This window comes from Stenotrophomonas maltophilia group sp. vghtpe118 (assembly GCF_052605195.1).
This window is the reverse complement of the sequence record NZ_CP199672.1, coordinates 1,121,669-1,136,910: the sequence shown is the minus strand read 5'-3', so window position 1 is coordinate 1,136,910 and position 15,242 is coordinate 1,121,669. Positions and strand designations below refer to the sequence as shown.

Genomic DNA, 15,242 nt, shown 5'->3' with positions numbered 1-15,242 from the left:
GCTCCATCATCCATGGCAGGTGCCTGAGTGAGTCTGGCACAGCCCCGAAGGGCCTGCATGTGCCCGCTGCGGTGGCCGGGGCGGAGTGATAGATTGCGCGCTTCGCATGCACTCCACCAAGGACGGAGCGATGTCCAGCTTCCTGCGTTGCCTGCTTGCCCTGGCCTGTGCCGGGGCGGTCGGCGTGGCGTCGGCGGGTACCCCGCCGGGGCCGCAGATCCTCACCACCGATGCCAGCCGCTTCTACGCGCTCTACGACAGCACCGGCGGCAAGCCCAGCGTCGCCCAGCTGGCCGGTTACCTGGCCGAAGGCAGTCCGGGCCTGAGTGAACTGGCGAAGGCGCGCCGGGTCACGCCCGAACGCATGGCCGAAGCCATTGCCAGCCAGCCCGGGGTGTATGCGCAGGGCCGCAGCTGCCTGGCGGAGCTGCCGGCGGTGAAGCAGCGCCTGGTGCAGGTGTTCGGCAACCTGCCGGCGATCTATCCGCAGGCCGCGTTTCCTCCGGTGACCCTCGCGGTCGGCCGTGGTCGGCCGGTCGGGTTGACCTCGAAGAGTGGGGTGATCATCGGCCTGGAAGCGCTGTGTGCAGCCGATTTCATGAATCCCAACGTGCAGGACCGTTTCGTGCACGTGATCGCGCACGAGTACGTGCACATCCAGCAGACCGGCCTGACCGATTTCGAGCCCGGCGACCCGCATGCGACGGTGCTGCGTGTTTCGCTGGGCGAAGGCATCGCCGAATTCATCGCCGAATTGATTTCCGGCAACGTCGGCAACAGTCGCCATGCGGCATGGACGCGCGGCCGCGAGGTCCACATTGAAAGCGCCTTTGCGCTGGATGTGGACAGTACCGATCTGTCGCCGTGGCTGTACAACTACAAGCCCGGTTCGCAGGAGCCCTATGACCTCGGGTATTGGGTGGGCTACCGCATCGCCAAGGCCTATTACCTGCAGGCCAAGGACAAGCGCGATGCAGTGCGGGCGCTGATCCAGCAGGACAACCCGAAGGCAATCCTGGCTGCCAGCGGCTGGACGCCCGGCATGTGGATGCCGGCCAAGGTGACCGGCGTGGCCGCGCGGTCGGCGGCGCGGTAAGCGCGGGGCCGCGCGCTAGACTGGCCCGGACATTCAAGGGAGAGACCCCATGCGTTCCTTGTCCGGCGGCCTGGCCGCAGTTGCCATCGGTATCGCGCTGAGCGCCCACGGGGTGGCGGCCGAGATGCCCGCGATCAACCCTTTGCTGCTGGAGCCTGTCGAAAGCCTGCGCGCGGACGAAGTGCGCTTCATGCAGCAGCGCCTGGCCGATTGGCCGCAACTGCAGCGTTATCGCGACGCCAACGCGCGACTGCCTGCCGCTGTACCGGGGCAACCACGCGTGGTGTTCTACGGTGATTCCATCACCGAAGGCTGGGGCAGGGAAGGCAGCGCATCGTTCTTTCCCGGCAAGGGCTGGCTCAACCGCGGCATCAGTGGCCAGACCACGGCGCAGATGCTGGTGCGGTTCCCGCAGGACGTGCTGGCCCTGAAGCCACAGGTGGTGGTGATCCTGGCCGGCACCAACGACATTGCCGGCAACACCGGCCCGTCCACGCAGGCGATGATTGAAGACAACCTGCACGCGATGGTGGACCTGGCACGCGCACATGGCATCGCCGTGGTACTGGCATCGGTGCTGCCGGTCAGCGATTACCCGTGGTTGCCGGGCACGGCACCTGCTCCCAAGGTGCGCGCATTGAACGCGGCATTGAAGCGCTATGCCGATGCGAAGCAGCTGGTCTATCTGGACTACTACACGCCGATGACCAATGCCGCCGGAGGGCTGGATCCGCAGCTGGCCGAGGATGGCGTGCATCCCACGGCGAAGGGCTATGCGGTGATGGCGCCGCTGGCGGAGGCTGCAATCGGGCGCGCAATGGCGCCGGACTAGGCACAGCACCCGCAATGCACAGCGTCCAGCCCGTCGAGGTAAAATGGCCCTGGAGCTGGCCACGCAGCGTGGCCGCCAGGGACGATGGGGTGGGTGATGCGGAAGGGAATCCAGGGATGGCTGCGCCGCAGCGGCGCAACGATGGCACTGCTGCTGGCGGCCGTACCGGCGTTCAGTGCAGACACGGCGGCGCCTTCGCCGCTGACGCGTGAGCCGGTGGCCGGAGTTTCACTGGCCGAATGGACCGCCCGCTGGTGGCGCTGGGCCGACGCCCAGGGCGGCGCGCCCTATCTCGACCCGGATGGCCGTGTATGCGATGTGGGCCAGGAAGGCCCGGTCTGGAACCTGGCCGGCACCAATGGCCGTTTCCGGCCACATCGCGAATGCGTGGTGCCGGCGGGCAAGTACCTGTTGCTGCCGATCATCAACATGGCGCACTACCAGGTGGATGAGTCTGTGTCCTGCAAGGAGCTGCAGGCGGGGGCGGCGGTCAACAACGATTATCTGATCAGTGCAGTAGTGCTGCTGGATGGCCAACCCCTGGGCGACATGCGCATGCATCGGGTGCGCAGTGAAGGCTGCTTCCGCATGGATGACGATGACGCAGACTCACGGCTGGCCGCCGCCGACGGCTACTGGGTGATGCTCAAGCCGTTGCCGCCAGGCCGGCATACCCTCAGCGTGGGCGCCAACTACGGCGTGCCGGAGGGTGGCGCGTACAGCCGCATGCGGCAGTCCTTCGAGTACGTGCTGCATGTGGGAGGGCGCACCCAGGTCGTATCGCGCAAACTGCACGCGGTGCCGCTGGCCGCCCCCTGAAGCTCAGGCATCGTCCTGCTTCAACGCTGCATCGGCCGCCAGCAACGCTTCGGCGGCCGCACCGAGCGGCGGCGAGGGCGGGGCAACCACACCGATCGCTTCCATCATCTTCGGCATGCCCAGGAACTGGCGCGCGCGGCGGTCGTAGATGCCGGTGACCAGCAACGCGCGCGTGGCGATCTTCTGCTCGGCACCGATCAGCACGCGCTGCTCCATGATGCCGCGCGAGCCGACCCAACCCACCAGTCGTGTTTCCAGGGTGAAGCGCTGGAACGGCTTCAATTCGCGGCGGAACTGGATGGTGCCGGCGCCGACGATCGGCGCCCATTTCTCGCGCAGCGCCACCCGGCCCAGACCCATGCGCAGGATCAGGTCCAGCCGGCCCAGGTCGAAGATGTTCCAGTAGCGGCCGTTGGTCATGTGCAGGTTGCTGTCCAGGTCGTTGGGCAGCACCCGGAACTGCAGCCGCGAGACCCCGAACGGGGCCTCCAGCTTCGGCCGGAACAGGCTGCACAGCAGCAGGTGGAGCAGACGGAACCAGAGATTCATGGCTATGACGACTGTTATAGAATCGCCGGTACGCTAATCTATGACGATTGTCTTAGCAAGGAGACCGCCGTGAGCCCGCGACCGTCCGATGCCCCACAGCGCGTGATCGATGCCGCGGCGCAGATGCTGGCGCGGGTAGGCCTCAATGCCACCAGCATCCGCGAAGTGACCAAGCTGGCCGAGGCGCCGTTGGGTTCCACCTACCATCACTTTCCCGGCGGCAAGCAGGAGCTGCTGGCGCGCGCTACCCACATGGCCGGCGACAAGGTGGAGGTGCTGCTGATGGAGCTGCTGAAGGATGGGGCGGTGCAGGGCCTGCAGCAGTTCCTGGCGATGTGGCGCGAGCGTCTGCTGCGCTCCGATTTCCGCGCCGGCTGCCCGGTGCTGGCCGCTGCCGTGGAGGAGCCGGTGGAGGCGACGCCCAGCCAACCCCGCGCGGCGGCGGCCGAGGTGTTCGCGCGCTGGCACGGCCATCTCGCCTCGGCGTTCGTCGCTGAAGGGCATGCCCCGGCAGCGGCGGGTGAACTGGCCAGCCTGGTGATCGCCAGCGTGGAAGGTGCGGTGGCGATGTGCCGCGCGCTGCAGGACATTGCCCCGTTCGACCGGGTGGCCGCGCAGTTGCTGAAGGCGGCCACGCGGCCTTGATCGGCCGGTGCGGGCAGGCCAGACTCGCCAGCAGCCCACGACTGGTGCCGCCATGGACGAATTGCACCATCGTCAGTTGATCGAGCACTACCTGCAGGCCTACAACCGCTTCGATATCGACGCCATGCTGGCCGTGCTGGCGCACAACGTACGCTTTGAGAATCACAGTGGCGGCCAGCTGACGATGGTCACCGAAGGCGTCGATGCCTTTGGCGAGCTGGCACGCCAGTCTGCGCGCCTGTTCCGGGAGCGCGAACAGCGCTTGCTGGCGCTGGTGTTCGATGGTGATCGGGCGACGGCGACGATTGGCTGGCGCGGCGTGTTCGCGCAGGATGTTCCCGATGGACCGCGTGCGGGCACTGAGCTGGAACTGCAGGGCCAGAGCGAGTTCGTGTTCGCGGGTGGCCGCATCGAACGGATCATTGATCGCAGCTGAGGATCGGCCGCTTGGAACCGCCGTCTGGACAGCGGAGCTGCCCGCGGTAGAATCCGCCCAACACCGCCTACGCGTGCCCGGCAAGGATGTCCGCATGCAGCATCAGGTTCCCGAGGTCCCTGGCCGCGATGCCTCCAGCCCCCTGGCGGCGGCATGAAGCGCTCGCGCCACTCTTCACGCAGCCCACTGACATTGCCGATGAACCGCGGCAGCGAAGTCGTGCGTGCGCGCAGGCACTTGCAGCAGCGCGGTTGGCCACGCCTGCAGATGGCGCTGATCGTCGCCCTGACCGGCGCTGCAGGTTTTCTTGCCTCGCACCTGCTGCGCCTGGCCGGTATCGACGCGATGTGGTTTCGCTACCCGATGGCCGTAGTGCTGGCCTACGGCGTGTTCCTGCTGCTGATGTGGATCTGGATCCGCTGGCGTTGGGACAACGTGCTGGATGGCCTGTCGCCGGATGTGGGCGGTGGCTGCCCATCCCCTCGCGGCAGTGCCGTGGAATCACCGTGGAGCGGCGCCGGCGGCCGTTCCGGCGGTGGCGGTGCGTCGGCCTCGTGGAACGGGCCGGCATCGGTGAGCAGTGGCGATGCCGGAGAGCTGCCGTTGACCGGGCTGGCTGAAGACGAAGCGGGCCTGCCGCTGCTGGCCATCCTCGGCATCGTCGCGCTGGTGGCGACCGTCCTGCTGGCCAGCGTATGGGTGGTGTGGTCGGCGCCGGTGCTGATGGCCGAACTGCTGGTGGACGCGGCCATCGCCGGCGGCCTGTACCGACGCATGCAGGGCATGCACGAGCAGGGATGGTGGCGGGTATGCGTGTCGCACACGGTCTGGCCGCTGATCGGCCTGTTGCTGTTCTTCGCGGTGCTGGGCTGGCTTGCTCAGGAACTCGTGCCAGGTGCAAGCCATCTGCTGCAGGTCATCCAGGGGCTGTAATGCGGTTGCTCCCTTCATATGGCCCGGTCCCGACCGGTTTTCAGCCGCAATGAACAGTGGGCTATGATCGCGGTCGCCGAGGATTCGTGTCCTGGCGGTTTCACCTATCGGGAGCTTGTCATACTGCTTCGGGAACCGGGGCGCTGGATGGCCGAACGCCCACTGAGACACACAACCACTGACGAGGAAGAGCGCATGGATGTCGCTGCACGCAGGAACAGGACGTTGTTTCGTTGGATCATGGTGACGCTGCTGGCGGTGTTGTTGCCGTTTGCAGCACTGGCGCAGCCGGCAGCCGGGCAGGGCGATGGCGCTGAAGCCGCCACTGCCGCGGAAGAGACGCAATGCCGTGCCTGCGCCTATGAGCGCATTGGACCGAAGGTCGATATCGGCCTGGTGGCACTGGTGTCGCTGTTGGTGGTGGGTCTGCTGGTAGCGGTGTCCCGCGAGTGGGGAACCACCTCGCAGCGCTGGACCTGCCGCACCCTGGCCCTGCTGTTGGTGGGCATCGGCCTGGCGTTGTTGTGGTGGGCTGGCAGCGTCGTCTACCTGGGCTACAACCCGTGGCAGGAGCCGCTCGCACCCGGCGGCGGCTCGCTCGGTTCGACGCTGCTGAGTACGTCGCCGAAGTGGCTGGCGGCACTGGTGCTGGTCGGCTTCGCGCCTTCCATCTGGAAGCGCAGCGAGCGCCTGCCGCCCTGGCGTATCGGCTGACCCTGGAACGACGGCGCCGGATCACACCCGGCGCCGCCTGCAGCAATCACTCAAAGCGCCAGCGCACGCCCGCGTAGACGCCGCGGCCTTCGCCCGGCGTCGAACGCGCGACATCCTTGCCGGCGTCGTCATAGCCCGGCGTGACGGTGGCGGCATAGCGGCGATTGCCTAGGTTGCGCATCTCCGCCCAGGCCTGCCAGCGGCCACCGGGTGCGTCGTAGCCGATGCGGCTGCCGAAGATCACATGGCTGTCGGCCCAGTAGCTGTTGGCGTAGTCCACGGCGATGCGCGAGGCGTATTCGGTATTGAGCGCCGCGTACAGGCCGGATGCATGATCGAAACGCAGCTCGGCCTGGTAGGCGTGGCGCGGCAGGCCGGGCAGGCGGTTGCTGCCGAAACGTGCATCGTGGCGGTAGCGGAAATCGCTGAAGGTATACGCCTGGCGCAGCGACAGGCGGCCCGGTGCAGCCTGCCACAGCGTGCTGTCCAATCCGGCTTCGATACCGCGGTGCACGGTGGGGCTGGCATTGTTCTCGGCGATGAACAGGTTCGGCACCGGTTGCAGTTCGACGCTCAGCAGTTCGTGGTTCACGTGGGCGTAGTAGCCGGTCAGTTCCCAGCGACCCAGCGCCGCGTCACCGCGCGCGCCCAGTTCCAGCGTGGTGGCGGTCTGGTTCTGCATCGGCACCGGCGCGCGCTGGCGGCCAGTGGATGGGCCATTGCCCGGCCCGAAGTACTGGTTCGAGCCCCAGATCATCGACCATGGGTGCGGTGCCTCCACCGAACGGCTGAGGTTGCCGAACCACTGGGTCTGCGCGCTGTGCTGCCAGGTAAAGCCCAGTCGCGGTGCGTAGTCCCAGTCGTGCTCGCGCAGGCGGCCGCCGCTGCTCGGCCAGGTCACCTGCACATCGCGACGGGTGTTGATCAGTGCCAGCCCAGCCTGCATGCGCAGGCGGTCATTGAAGGTGAGGGTGTTGCTGACGTGCAGCGTGCTGTCGGTGCCGTGGTGGCGGAAGTCACGCGTGCGCGTGCCGGCGGCATAGCCGTTGCTGGCAAAGCGCAGCGACTCGCGCACATCGGCGTCCAGGTCATGGGTGACGCGCAGGCCGACCGTGGTCTCGCTGTCCAGGCCGAACAGCCGGTGGCGGCGGCGGTAGTCCAGTGTGGCGTTGAGGTTGGCGTAGTCCAGCTGCTGGCGATACAGGCTCTCGTTCAAGTCCATCGGGTAGGTGTGGTAGACCAGCCCGGCCTGCAGCGACGAGTCCTCATCGATCTGCAGCGTGGTGACATTGCCCACCCAGGTGCTGCCCGGCTGCGGGCGGCGCGCATCGATGGCCAGGTTGGCCGCATTCGCGGCATGTGGATCGTTGCGGATCTGGTCGCGGGTCAAGCGACCGGGTGTTTCGTGATTGGTTTCGCGGTAGCGCACGAAGAAGCGCGTCTGCAGATCGGGCGTGATCTGCCAGCCGATGTTGGCCATCGCGCCCTTGCCGTCGCCGTGCGCATGGCGCTGGTAACCGTCGAACTCGGTATCGGTGTAGGCCAGGAAGTAGTCAACATCGCCGTTGACGCCGCCCCAGCTGAGGCCGCGCTTCTGGTAGCCACGGCTGCCGGCTTCGTAGTGCAGCTGCACGCCCGCCGAATCACGGCCGCTGCGGCTGACGTAGTCGATGGCACCGCCCAGCGCGAGCGCGCCGCGCTCGAAGCCGTTGGCGCCGCGCAGGACTTCCACGCGCGACAGCCACAGCGGTTCCAGCAGCTCGTAAGGCGTGCCACCCGGGCCGGTCAGTGGCAGGCCGTCGATCGATACCGCAATGCCTGAGGCATGCGCGCCCGGCCCGCGGTTGATGCCCGAGCCACGGATCGAGATCCTGGTGCCCTCGTTGCCCGGCGATTGCGCGCTGATGCCCGGCTGATAGGCCAGCACATCCGCACTGGTGGACAGTCGGCTGTCGGCCTTGGCCACGTCGATGACGTTGCTGGCGCCGGGTACGCGCTTCAGCGCCTCGCGCGCCTGCGCGCTGGCATCGCCAGCAGCGGTGACCTGCACCGCATCCAGCGTGGTGGCCTGCGGGGCTGCAGCGGCGGTGGAGGCGAGGCCAAGGGAAACGGCCAGGAACAGCAGCGAGGGGGTGGGGTGGTACGACGAGAGCGACATGCGGAAATGCTGTAAACCACCAAGGTGGCGCGCAGGTTAACAGGTCGGCGGCGACACGTCACCCACCGGCGGCGTATGGCCGCCCGCCGTGTTCCTGTAGAGCCGAGCCCGCGCTCGGCTAATCGCGTGCAGCGCGGGTTGTCTGCCATCGCGACGAAGAGCAGCCGAGCATGGGCTCGGCTCTACAGCAGGGTTTATGGCGAGGGTTTCGCCAGCGTCTTCAACTTTGCGTAGAGCTGATCAGCTGCTTCCTTCTCGCCCAATGCCGCATGACACTCGGCCAGGCTGTCCCACACATTGGCCGAATCCGGATACAGCTCGGTGTTGAGGGCGAATACCTTCAACGCCCTGCGTGCACCCAGGCTCTGGCGGATGGCATAGCCGCTGGCGTTGATCGCACGTTCCAGCTCGCTGCCCGTCACCCGGTTGTTATCGCGCAACCAGCTGCGTATCGCCTGGGCGGCGCCTGCATCATCATCCAGCGCATACGCAACCAGCCGCTCGGACAGCACCGCGTGCGGAAACTCCTGCGGCGCGGCCATCGCCATCGTGCTCTCCACCAAGGTACTGGACCAGACATTGCGGGCGCTGCCGCTGGTCAGGTACACGAACACCCAGTAGCCGTCGGCCAGCGTGCCCTTGTAGGCCAGCCGCGCACGTACACGGGTGCCGCCATCATGGCCGACCTGGGTATAGCCGTCGCTACGGGTGGTGTCCCAGCCAGTGGAGAAGAAATTGCTGCCGCCACCGCTCAGTTTCTGCGGCTGCCAGAACTTTTCCAGGGTCGCCGTGCGCACCAGCGTGCCGGTCGCCAGCGCCTGCAGGAAGCGGTTCATGTCGCCCACGGTGGTCTGCAGATCGGCATGGCCCCAGCCGTAGTCCGGCCAGGGATCTTCATTGGCAGGCTGCAGTTGGCCATCCTTGCCGATGTACGGCACCGCCGCGCGCCGGGCCGGCACGCTGGCAACGCCCCACGAGGTGCTGGCCATCTTCAATGGCTGCAGGATGCGTTCGCGCGCGATGGCCGGGTAGGGCTTGCGGTAGTGCGCTTCCAGCAACGCCGTCAGCACCAGGTAGTTGGCCTGGGTGTACTGCACGCGGCTGCCGGTGGCGAACTGCATCGGTGCAGCGCCGGCCACCTTCAGCGCAGTGCCAAGGTCAGGCGCTACACCGGGGTAGCCCGTGCTCACCCAGCGGTTATCCACCCGGTCGTAGTACTCGCCGATGCCGGAGCTGTGGTTGAGGAAATCACGCACGTGGATTGCCTGCCATGCTGCAGGCAGGTCCGGCACATAGCGGCTGGCCGGTGTATCCAGATCCACCTTGCTCTGATCGACCAGTTGCATCACCAGTGTGCTGGTCAGCAGCTTGGCCATCGACTGTGCGGCGAAGATGGAATCGACGGTGGCAGGTGTGTGCGTAGCGCGATCACATTCGCCGCTGGCGCCCTGGTACAGCACCTGGCCGTTGTGGGCGACCAGTACCGCCTGGCCGGCAATGCCGTAGCGCTCGCGGTTGACCTGCAGTTGGGCGTCGAGCTGGGTAGAGAGGCCGGCGGAGAGATCATTCGCTGATGCGGGCGGAGCAGCGAACAGGACGCAGAGCAATGCAGCAGCAAAGGTGCGGTACATCGCGGTGATCCATCAGCGGTGATGGCGCATGGTGGTCACGACGGAAGAGCGGGTCAAGGGCACCGATTCCCGCATCAGGGAGAGCCGGCCGCGGGCCGGCACCCCTGCGATCAGCCCAGGATCGCAGGCAGATCCAGTCCCTTTTCCTTCGCACAGTCGATCGCGATGTCATACCCCGCATCGGCGTGGCGCATGACGCCGGTCGCCGGGTCGTTCCACAGCACGCGGGCAATCCGCTTCGCCGCTGCCTCGGTACCGTCGCAGACGATCACCATGCCGGCGTGCTGCGAGAAGCCCATGCCGACGCCGCCGCCGTGGTGCAGCGAGACCCAGGTCGCGCCGCTGGCGGTGTTGAGCAGGGCGTTCAGCAGCGGCCAGTCGGACACCGCGTCGGAGCCATCGGCCATTGCTTCGGTTTCGCGGTTCGGCGAGGCCACGCTGCCGCTGTCCAGGTGGTCACGTCCGATCACCACCGGCGCCTTCAGTTCGCCGTTGGCGACCATCTCGTTGAACGCCAGGCCGAGTCGATCACGATCACCCAGGCCGACCCAGCAGATGCGCGCCGGCAGGCCCTGGAACTTGATCTTCTCGGCAGCCATGTCCAGCCAGCGGTGCAGGTGCGGGTTGTCCGGAATCAGTTCCTTCACCTTGGCATCGGTCTTGGCGATGTCTTCCGGATCGCCGCTCAGTGCGGCCCAACGGAACGGGCCGATGCCGCGGCAGAACAGCGGGCGGATGTAGGCCGGCACGAACCCGGGGAAGTCGAACGCGTTCTCCACGCCTTCTTCCAGCGCCATCTGCCGCAGGTTGTTGCCGTAGTCCACGGTCGGTACGCCAAGTGCGTGGAAGCCGAGCATGGCGCGAATATGGTTGGCCATCGACGCGCGCGCAGCCTTTTCCACTTCCTTGGGGGCGGAAACACGCTTTTCGTCCCACTGCTCGACGGTCCAGCCCTGCGGCAAGTAGCCGTTTACCGGGTCGTGCGCGGAGGTCTGGTCGGTCAGCAGGTCCGGCTTCACGCCGCGCTTGAGCAGTTCGGCCAGCACGTTGGCGACGTTGCCGAGCAGGCCCACGGACTTCGGCGTACCGGCCTTGCACGATTCGTCGATCAGGCGCAGCGCTTCATCCAGATTGTCGGTCCAGGTGTCCAGGTAGCCGGTGCGCAGGCGCATGTCGATGCTGCTCTTGCGGCACTCCACGGCCAGGCAGGAGGCGCCCGCCATCACCGCGGCCAGCGGCTGTGCGCCGCCCATGCCGCCGAGGCCACCGGTGAACAGCCACTTGCCGGTCAGGTCACCACCGAAATGCTGGCGGCCCATTTCCACGAAGGTTTCGTAGGTGCCCTGCACGATGCCCTGCGCGCCGATGTAGATCCAGCTGCCTGCGGTCATCTGGCCGTACATGGCCAGGCCCTTCCTATCCAGCTCGTTGAAGTGGTCCCAGTTGGCCCAACGAGGTACCAGGTTGGAATTGGCGATCAGCACGCGCGGCGCATCAGCGTGGGTGCGGAACACGCCCACCGGCTTGCCCGACTGCACCAGCAGGGTCTGGTCGTCGTCCAGGCGCTTGAGCGTTTCGACGATGGCATCGAAGCTCTCCCAGTCGCGTGCGGCGCGGCCGATGCCGCCGTACACCACCAGTTCCTGCGGGCGCTCGGCCACATCGGGGTGCAGGTTGTTCATCAGCATGCGCAGCGGCGCTTCGGTCAGCCAGCTCTTGGCGTTCAGCGTGGTGCCGGTCGGCGCGGCGAGGGTGCGGGACGGGTCGTTGCGGGTCATGCGGCGCTCCGGTTCGTAGCGAATTCGAGGCAGGCGTTGAGCACCTGCGCCAGGGTGTGGCGCAGCGGTGCGGCGTGGTCGGGGTCGAGCGGGGTGGGCCAGCTGTGCTCGTCCACCTGATCTGGCAGGGGTTCGTGCATGTAGCCGCGGCAGGCCAGCTCCATCTGCAGGCTGTGCACACCGCCGGCGATGTTGCTGTAGTGGCGGGTGATCCAGCCACCTTTGAAGCGGCCGTTGCGCACCTGGCTCATGCCACTGATCTTCAGCAGGTTCTCCACCACGTCGCTCAACGCGTTATCGCAGGAGGTGTCCGGCGCGCCGGTCGGGCCAGCGGTACCCAGGTTGAACTGCGGCAGTTCGCCGTCGAACAGGTGCGGAATATGTGAGCGGATCGAATGTGCGTCGTACACCACCACCGTGCCGAACTTCGCGCGCAGGCGAGTGATCTGCGCAGCCAGCGCATCGTGGTAAGGCAGGAAATAGGTGTCGCGGCGACGGGCGATTTCCGCATCATCCGGTTCGCGTCCGGCGTGGTACAGCGGCTGGTTGTCGAAGGTGGTCAGCGGGCACAGGCCGGTGGTGTTCTGGCCCGGGTACAGTGAGACCCCGCTGGGGTCTCGGTTGAGGTCGATCACCGAGCGCGAGATCGCCGAGCGCACCGTGGTCGCGCCCATGCCACGCACAAAGTCGTACAGCTCGTGCACCCACCAGTCGGCATCGCGACGGGCCAGCCACGGCGAGTGGTAGTCGCCGATCAGGTCGTGCGGCAGCTCGCTGCCGGTATGCGGGAAGCTGACGATGACGGGGGCGTCGCCCTCGTGCACGGTCAGCCATTCGGGATGGGTATTCATGCCTGCGGCTCCACGGTTGGCAGCAGGTCGGTCAGGCCCTGCGCCAGCGCGCCACTGCGCACCAGATTCGTGGCGGTCACCATGTCCGGATGGAAGTAGCGGTCTTCTTCCAGCGTCGGCACCTGCGCACGCAGGGTGGCGCGCACGATTTCCAGCGCGGCGCTGGAGCGCAGCGGGGCGTGGAAGTCGCAGCCCTGCGCAGCGGCCAGCAGCTCGATGCCGATCACGTTGGCGGCGTTCTCGGCCATCTGCATCAGCCGGCGCGCGCCATGCGCGGCCATCGACACATGGTCTTCCTGGTTGGCCGAGGTCGGGATCGAATCAACGCTGGCGGGGTAGGCGCGCTGCTTGTTCTCCGAGACCAGCGCGGCGGCGGTCACCTGCGGAATCATGAAGCCGGAATTCAGGCCGGGGCGCGGGGTCAGGAATGCAGGCAGGCCGGACAGCGCAGGGTCGACCAGCATCGCCAGGCGGCGCTCGCTGATCGAGCCGATCTCGCACACCGCCATCGCCAGCATGTCGGCCGCGAAGGCCACCGGCTCGGCGTGGAAGTTGCCACCGGACAACGCTTCGCCGGTATCGGTGAACACCAGCGGATTGTCGGACACTCCATTGGCTTCGATTTCCAGCGTGGTCGCGGCCTGGCGCAGGATGTCCAGCGCCGCGCCCATCACCTGCGGCTGGCAGCGCAGGCAGTACGGGTCCTGCACGCGCACGTCGTTGTCACGGTGCGATTCGCGGATCTCCGAGCCGTGCATCAGCGCGCGCAGCGTCGCGGCGGTGGCGATCTGTCCGCGCTGGCCGCGGATGGCGTGGATGCGCGGGTCGAACGGCGTGTCCGAGCCCTTGGCCGCTTCCACCGACAGCGCGCCGGCGACCAGTGCCGCCTGGAACACGGTCTCGATCTCGAACAGGCCGGCCAGCGCGTAGGCGGTGGAGAACTGGGTGCCATTGAGCAGCGCCAGGCCTTCCTTCGCTCCCAGTTCGATCGGCTGCAGGCCGGCACGTGCCAGCGCATCGACCGCCGGCAGGCGCTCGTCACCGATGAAGGCTTCACCGACGCCCAGCATCACGCTGGCCAGGTGCGAGAGCGGCGCCAGGTCACCCGAGGCACCCACCGAGCCTTGTGCCGGCACCACGGGCAATACGCCCTTGACCAGCATCCCTTCGAGCAGCAGCAGGGTTTCCTCGCGGATGCCCGATGCACCCTGCGCCAGGCTGACCAGCTTCAGCGCCATCATCAACCGCACCACGCTGGCCGGCATCGGCTCGCCCACGCCGGCGGCATGCGAGAGCACGATGTTCCGCTGCAGGGTGGCCAGGTCTTCGCGCTCGATGCGCACGCTGGCCAGCTTGCCGAAGCCGGTGTTGATGCCATACACCGGTGCGCCCTTGGCGACGATGGCGGCCACCGCCGCAGCGCTGGCGCGTACCACCGGCAGGGCGGCCGGGTCCAGTGCGAGCGGCGCACCGCGATAGACCTGCCGCCACTGGGCGAGAGTGACATGGCCGGGGCGAAGAACCAGGGTGTTGCTCATGTGTTGCTCCAGGAGGCAGGCAGGTCGGGCTGCCCGCGCACCACGCGCGCGTGCAGCGGGTTGAATCCAATGCGATAGACCAGGTCAGCGGGCGCATCGATGTCCCAGATCGCCAGGTCGCAGTCCATGCCCGCGGCCAGGCGACCGATGCGCTCGCCGTGGCCCAGTGCGCGCGCCGCTTCACGGGTGAAGCCGGCGATGCACTCATCCACGGTCAGGCGGAACAGGGTGGCGCCCATGTTCATCGCCAGCAGTGGGCTGGTCAGCGGCGAGGTGCCCGGGTTGCTGTCGGTGGCCAGCGCCAGTGGCACGCCGGCCGCACGCAGCGCGGCGATCGGCGGCAGGGTGGTATCGCGGGTGAAATAGAAAGCACCAGGCAGCAGCACGGCGACGGTACCGGCGGTGGCCATCGCGGCGATGCCGGCATCGTCCAGATGTTCGATATGGTCGGCCGACAGTGCACCGAAGCTGGCCGCCAGTTCGGCACCGTGCTGGTTGCTCAGCTGCTCGGCGTGGATCTTCACCGCCAGCCCGTTCGCGCGGGCGGTCTCGAACACCTGCCGCGCCTGCGCGGGCGAGAACGCGATGTTCTCGCAGAACACGTCCACCGCTTCGGCCAGGCCTTCGGCAGCAATGGCCGGAATCATCACCTCGCACACCTCGTCGATGTATTCCTGTGCCTCGCGGCCCGGCGGAGTCGCGTGCGCGCCAAGGAAGGTGGTGACCACGTTGACCCGGCATTCCTCACCCAGCGCACGCGCAACCTGCAGTTGCTTGCGTTCGTCGGCCAGGGTCAGGCCGTAGCCGGACTTGATCTCGAGGGTTGTCATGCCCTCGGCGCGCATCGCCAGCAACCGTGGCCGGCTTTCGCGGGCCAGCTGTTCCGGCGTCGCGGCGCGGGTGGCGCGCACGGTGGAGACGATGCCGCCGCCGGCACGGGCGATCTCTGCATAGCTCACGCCCTGCAGGCGCTGCTCGAATTCGTTGGCGCGGTTGCCGGCGTAGACCAGGTGGGTGTGGCAGTCGATCAGGCCGGGCGAGATCCAGCGGCCTTCGCCATCGATGCGGGTGGTTGGCTGCAGGTGGGCATCGCTGCCGGCCGGGCCGACGTGGATGATGCGGCCGTCGGCGCAGGCCAGTACGCCATCGCGGATGACACCCAGGCCCTCGCCGTCGAGGGTGATCAGGTGGACGTTGGACCAGAGGGTATCGGCGTGCATGGCATCCACAACGCGGCTGTGCTTATATGTCTATACAATATA

Annotated in this window: 14 protein-coding genes; 7 read left to right on the top strand and 7 right to left on the bottom strand. The window is 67.3% G+C overall.

Annotation, left to right across the window (positions count from 1 at the left end):
• The first annotated feature begins 130 nt into the window (after positions 1–130).
• From ACUDTM_RS05370 to ACUDTM_RS05360, 3 genes are all read left to right on the top strand, one after another.
• Positions 131–1,096 (top strand): DUF2268 domain-containing putative Zn-dependent protease, encoded by a 966-nt coding sequence (locus tag ACUDTM_RS05370; protein WP_445391204.1) that lies wholly within the window; start codon positions 131–133, stop codon positions 1,094–1,096.
• 49 nt (positions 1,097–1,145) lie between these two features.
• Complete coding sequence (locus tag ACUDTM_RS05365) at positions 1,146–1,928, top strand: SGNH/GDSL hydrolase family protein (RefSeq protein WP_445391203.1); 783 nt, start codon at positions 1,146–1,148, stop codon at positions 1,926–1,928.
• A gap of 96 nt (positions 1,929–2,024) precedes the next feature.
• Positions 2,025–2,747 carry a hypothetical protein gene (locus ACUDTM_RS05360; protein ID WP_111127365.1) on the top strand — a complete coding sequence of 241 codons (723 nt, stop codon included), beginning with the start codon at positions 2,025–2,027 and terminating at the stop codon, positions 2,745–2,747.
• A 3-nt stretch (positions 2,748–2,750) separates the two neighbouring features.
• On the opposite strand, the gene ACUDTM_RS05355 is transcribed toward ACUDTM_RS05360, so the two are convergent.
• Positions 2,751–3,296 (bottom strand): thioesterase family protein, encoded by a 546-nt coding sequence (locus ACUDTM_RS05355; RefSeq protein ID WP_053497299.1) that lies wholly within the window; start codon positions 3,294–3,296, stop codon positions 2,751–2,753.
• 69 nt (positions 3,297–3,365) lie between these two features.
• Between ACUDTM_RS05355 and ACUDTM_RS05350 the strand changes: the two genes are divergently transcribed.
• From ACUDTM_RS05350 to ACUDTM_RS05335, 4 genes are all read left to right on the top strand, one after another.
• The gene (locus ACUDTM_RS05350; RefSeq protein WP_439426282.1) at positions 3,366–3,941 is read left to right on the top strand and encodes a TetR/AcrR family transcriptional regulator; all 576 of its coding nucleotides are present in this window, start codon (positions 3,366–3,368) and stop codon (positions 3,939–3,941) included.
• 52 nt (positions 3,942–3,993) lie between these two features.
• Positions 3,994–4,377: a nuclear transport factor 2 family protein gene (locus ACUDTM_RS05345; protein WP_134970697.1), complete on the top strand. Its 384-nt coding sequence runs from the start codon at positions 3,994–3,996 to the stop codon at positions 4,375–4,377.
• Positions 4,378–4,530: 153 nt separating this feature from the next.
• Positions 4,531–5,310 carry a hypothetical protein gene (locus tag ACUDTM_RS05340; protein WP_353762244.1) on the top strand — a complete coding sequence of 260 codons (780 nt, stop codon included), beginning with the start codon at positions 4,531–4,533 and terminating at the stop codon, positions 5,308–5,310.
• Positions 5,311–5,505: 195 nt separating this feature from the next.
• Positions 5,506–6,024, top strand: coding sequence for a hypothetical protein (locus ACUDTM_RS05335; protein ID WP_053497341.1), 519 nt, complete (start codon positions 5,506–5,508; stop codon positions 6,022–6,024).
• A 46-nt stretch (positions 6,025–6,070) separates the two neighbouring features.
• Here the strand turns inward: ACUDTM_RS05335 and ACUDTM_RS05330 are convergent, their stop codons facing one another.
• From ACUDTM_RS05330 to hutI, 6 genes are all read right to left on the bottom strand, one after another.
• A complete protein-coding gene (locus tag ACUDTM_RS05330) occupies positions 6,071–8,182 on the bottom strand; it encodes a TonB-dependent receptor family protein (RefSeq protein WP_445391202.1) in 2,112 nt (703 codons plus the stop codon).
• A 194-nt stretch (positions 8,183–8,376) separates the two neighbouring features.
• On the bottom strand, positions 8,377–9,813 hold the full coding sequence (locus ACUDTM_RS05325; RefSeq protein ID WP_072168124.1) for a serine hydrolase domain-containing protein: 1,437 nt from the start codon (positions 9,811–9,813) through the stop codon (positions 8,377–8,379).
• Positions 9,814–9,923: 110 nt separating this feature from the next.
• Entirely contained in the window at positions 9,924–11,591 is a 1,668-nt protein-coding gene (gene hutU, locus ACUDTM_RS05320; protein ID WP_445391201.1) for a urocanate hydratase, read from the bottom strand.
• Entirely contained in the window at positions 11,588–12,442 is an 855-nt protein-coding gene (gene hutG / locus ACUDTM_RS05315; protein ID WP_088496100.1) for an N-formylglutamate deformylase, read from the bottom strand. Before hutG ends, hutU begins: the two co-directional genes overlap by 4 nt.
• Positions 12,439–13,980, bottom strand: a complete 1,542-nt coding sequence (gene hutH, locus ACUDTM_RS05310; protein WP_334271430.1) for a histidine ammonia-lyase — start codon at positions 13,978–13,980, stop codon at positions 12,439–12,441. The genes hutG and hutH overlap by 4 nt, the downstream gene beginning before the upstream one ends.
• Positions 13,977–15,200, bottom strand: a complete 1,224-nt coding sequence (gene hutI, locus ACUDTM_RS05305) for an imidazolonepropionase (RefSeq protein ID WP_353080303.1) — start codon at positions 15,198–15,200, stop codon at positions 13,977–13,979. The genes hutH and hutI overlap by 4 nt, the downstream gene beginning before the upstream one ends.
• Positions 15,201–15,242: the final 42 nt, after the last annotated feature.

Excerpts from the sequence above, each read along its gene's own strand:
- ACUDTM_RS05370 (WP_445391204.1), top strand. The coding sequence starts at position 131 with ATGTCCAGCTTCCTGCGTTGCCTGCTTGCCCTGGCCTGTGCCGGGGCG.
- ACUDTM_RS05365 (WP_445391203.1), top strand. The coding sequence starts at position 1,146 with ATGCGTTCCTTGTCCGGCGGCCTGGCCGCAGTTGCCATCGGTATCGCG.
- ACUDTM_RS05360 (WP_111127365.1), top strand. The coding sequence starts at position 2,025 with ATGCGGAAGGGAATCCAGGGATGGCTGCGCCGCAGCGGCGCAACGATG.
- ACUDTM_RS05355 (WP_053497299.1), bottom strand. The coding sequence starts at position 3,296 with ATGAATCTCTGGTTCCGTCTGCTCCACCTGCTGCTGTGCAGCCTGTTC.
- ACUDTM_RS05345 (WP_134970697.1), top strand. The coding sequence starts at position 3,994 with ATGGACGAATTGCACCATCGTCAGTTGATCGAGCACTACCTGCAGGCC.
- ACUDTM_RS05340 (WP_353762244.1), top strand. The coding sequence starts at position 4,531 with ATGAAGCGCTCGCGCCACTCTTCACGCAGCCCACTGACATTGCCGATG.
- ACUDTM_RS05335 (WP_053497341.1), top strand. The coding sequence starts at position 5,506 with ATGGATGTCGCTGCACGCAGGAACAGGACGTTGTTTCGTTGGATCATG.
- ACUDTM_RS05330 (WP_445391202.1), bottom strand. The coding sequence starts at position 8,182 with ATGTCGCTCTCGTCGTACCACCCCACCCCCTCGCTGCTGTTCCTGGCC.
- ACUDTM_RS05325 (WP_072168124.1), bottom strand. The coding sequence starts at position 9,813 with ATGTACCGCACCTTTGCTGCTGCATTGCTCTGCGTCCTGTTCGCTGCT.
- hutU (WP_445391201.1), bottom strand. The coding sequence starts at position 11,591 with ATGACCCGCAACGACCCGTCCCGCACCCTCGCCGCGCCGACCGGCACC.
- hutG (WP_088496100.1), bottom strand. The coding sequence starts at position 12,442 with ATGAATACCCATCCCGAATGGCTGACCGTGCACGAGGGCGACGCCCCC.
- hutH (WP_334271430.1), bottom strand. The coding sequence starts at position 13,980 with ATGAGCAACACCCTGGTTCTTCGCCCCGGCCATGTCACTCTCGCCCAG.
- hutI (WP_353080303.1), bottom strand. The coding sequence starts at position 15,200 with ATGCACGCCGATACCCTCTGGTCCAACGTCCACCTGATCACCCTCGAC.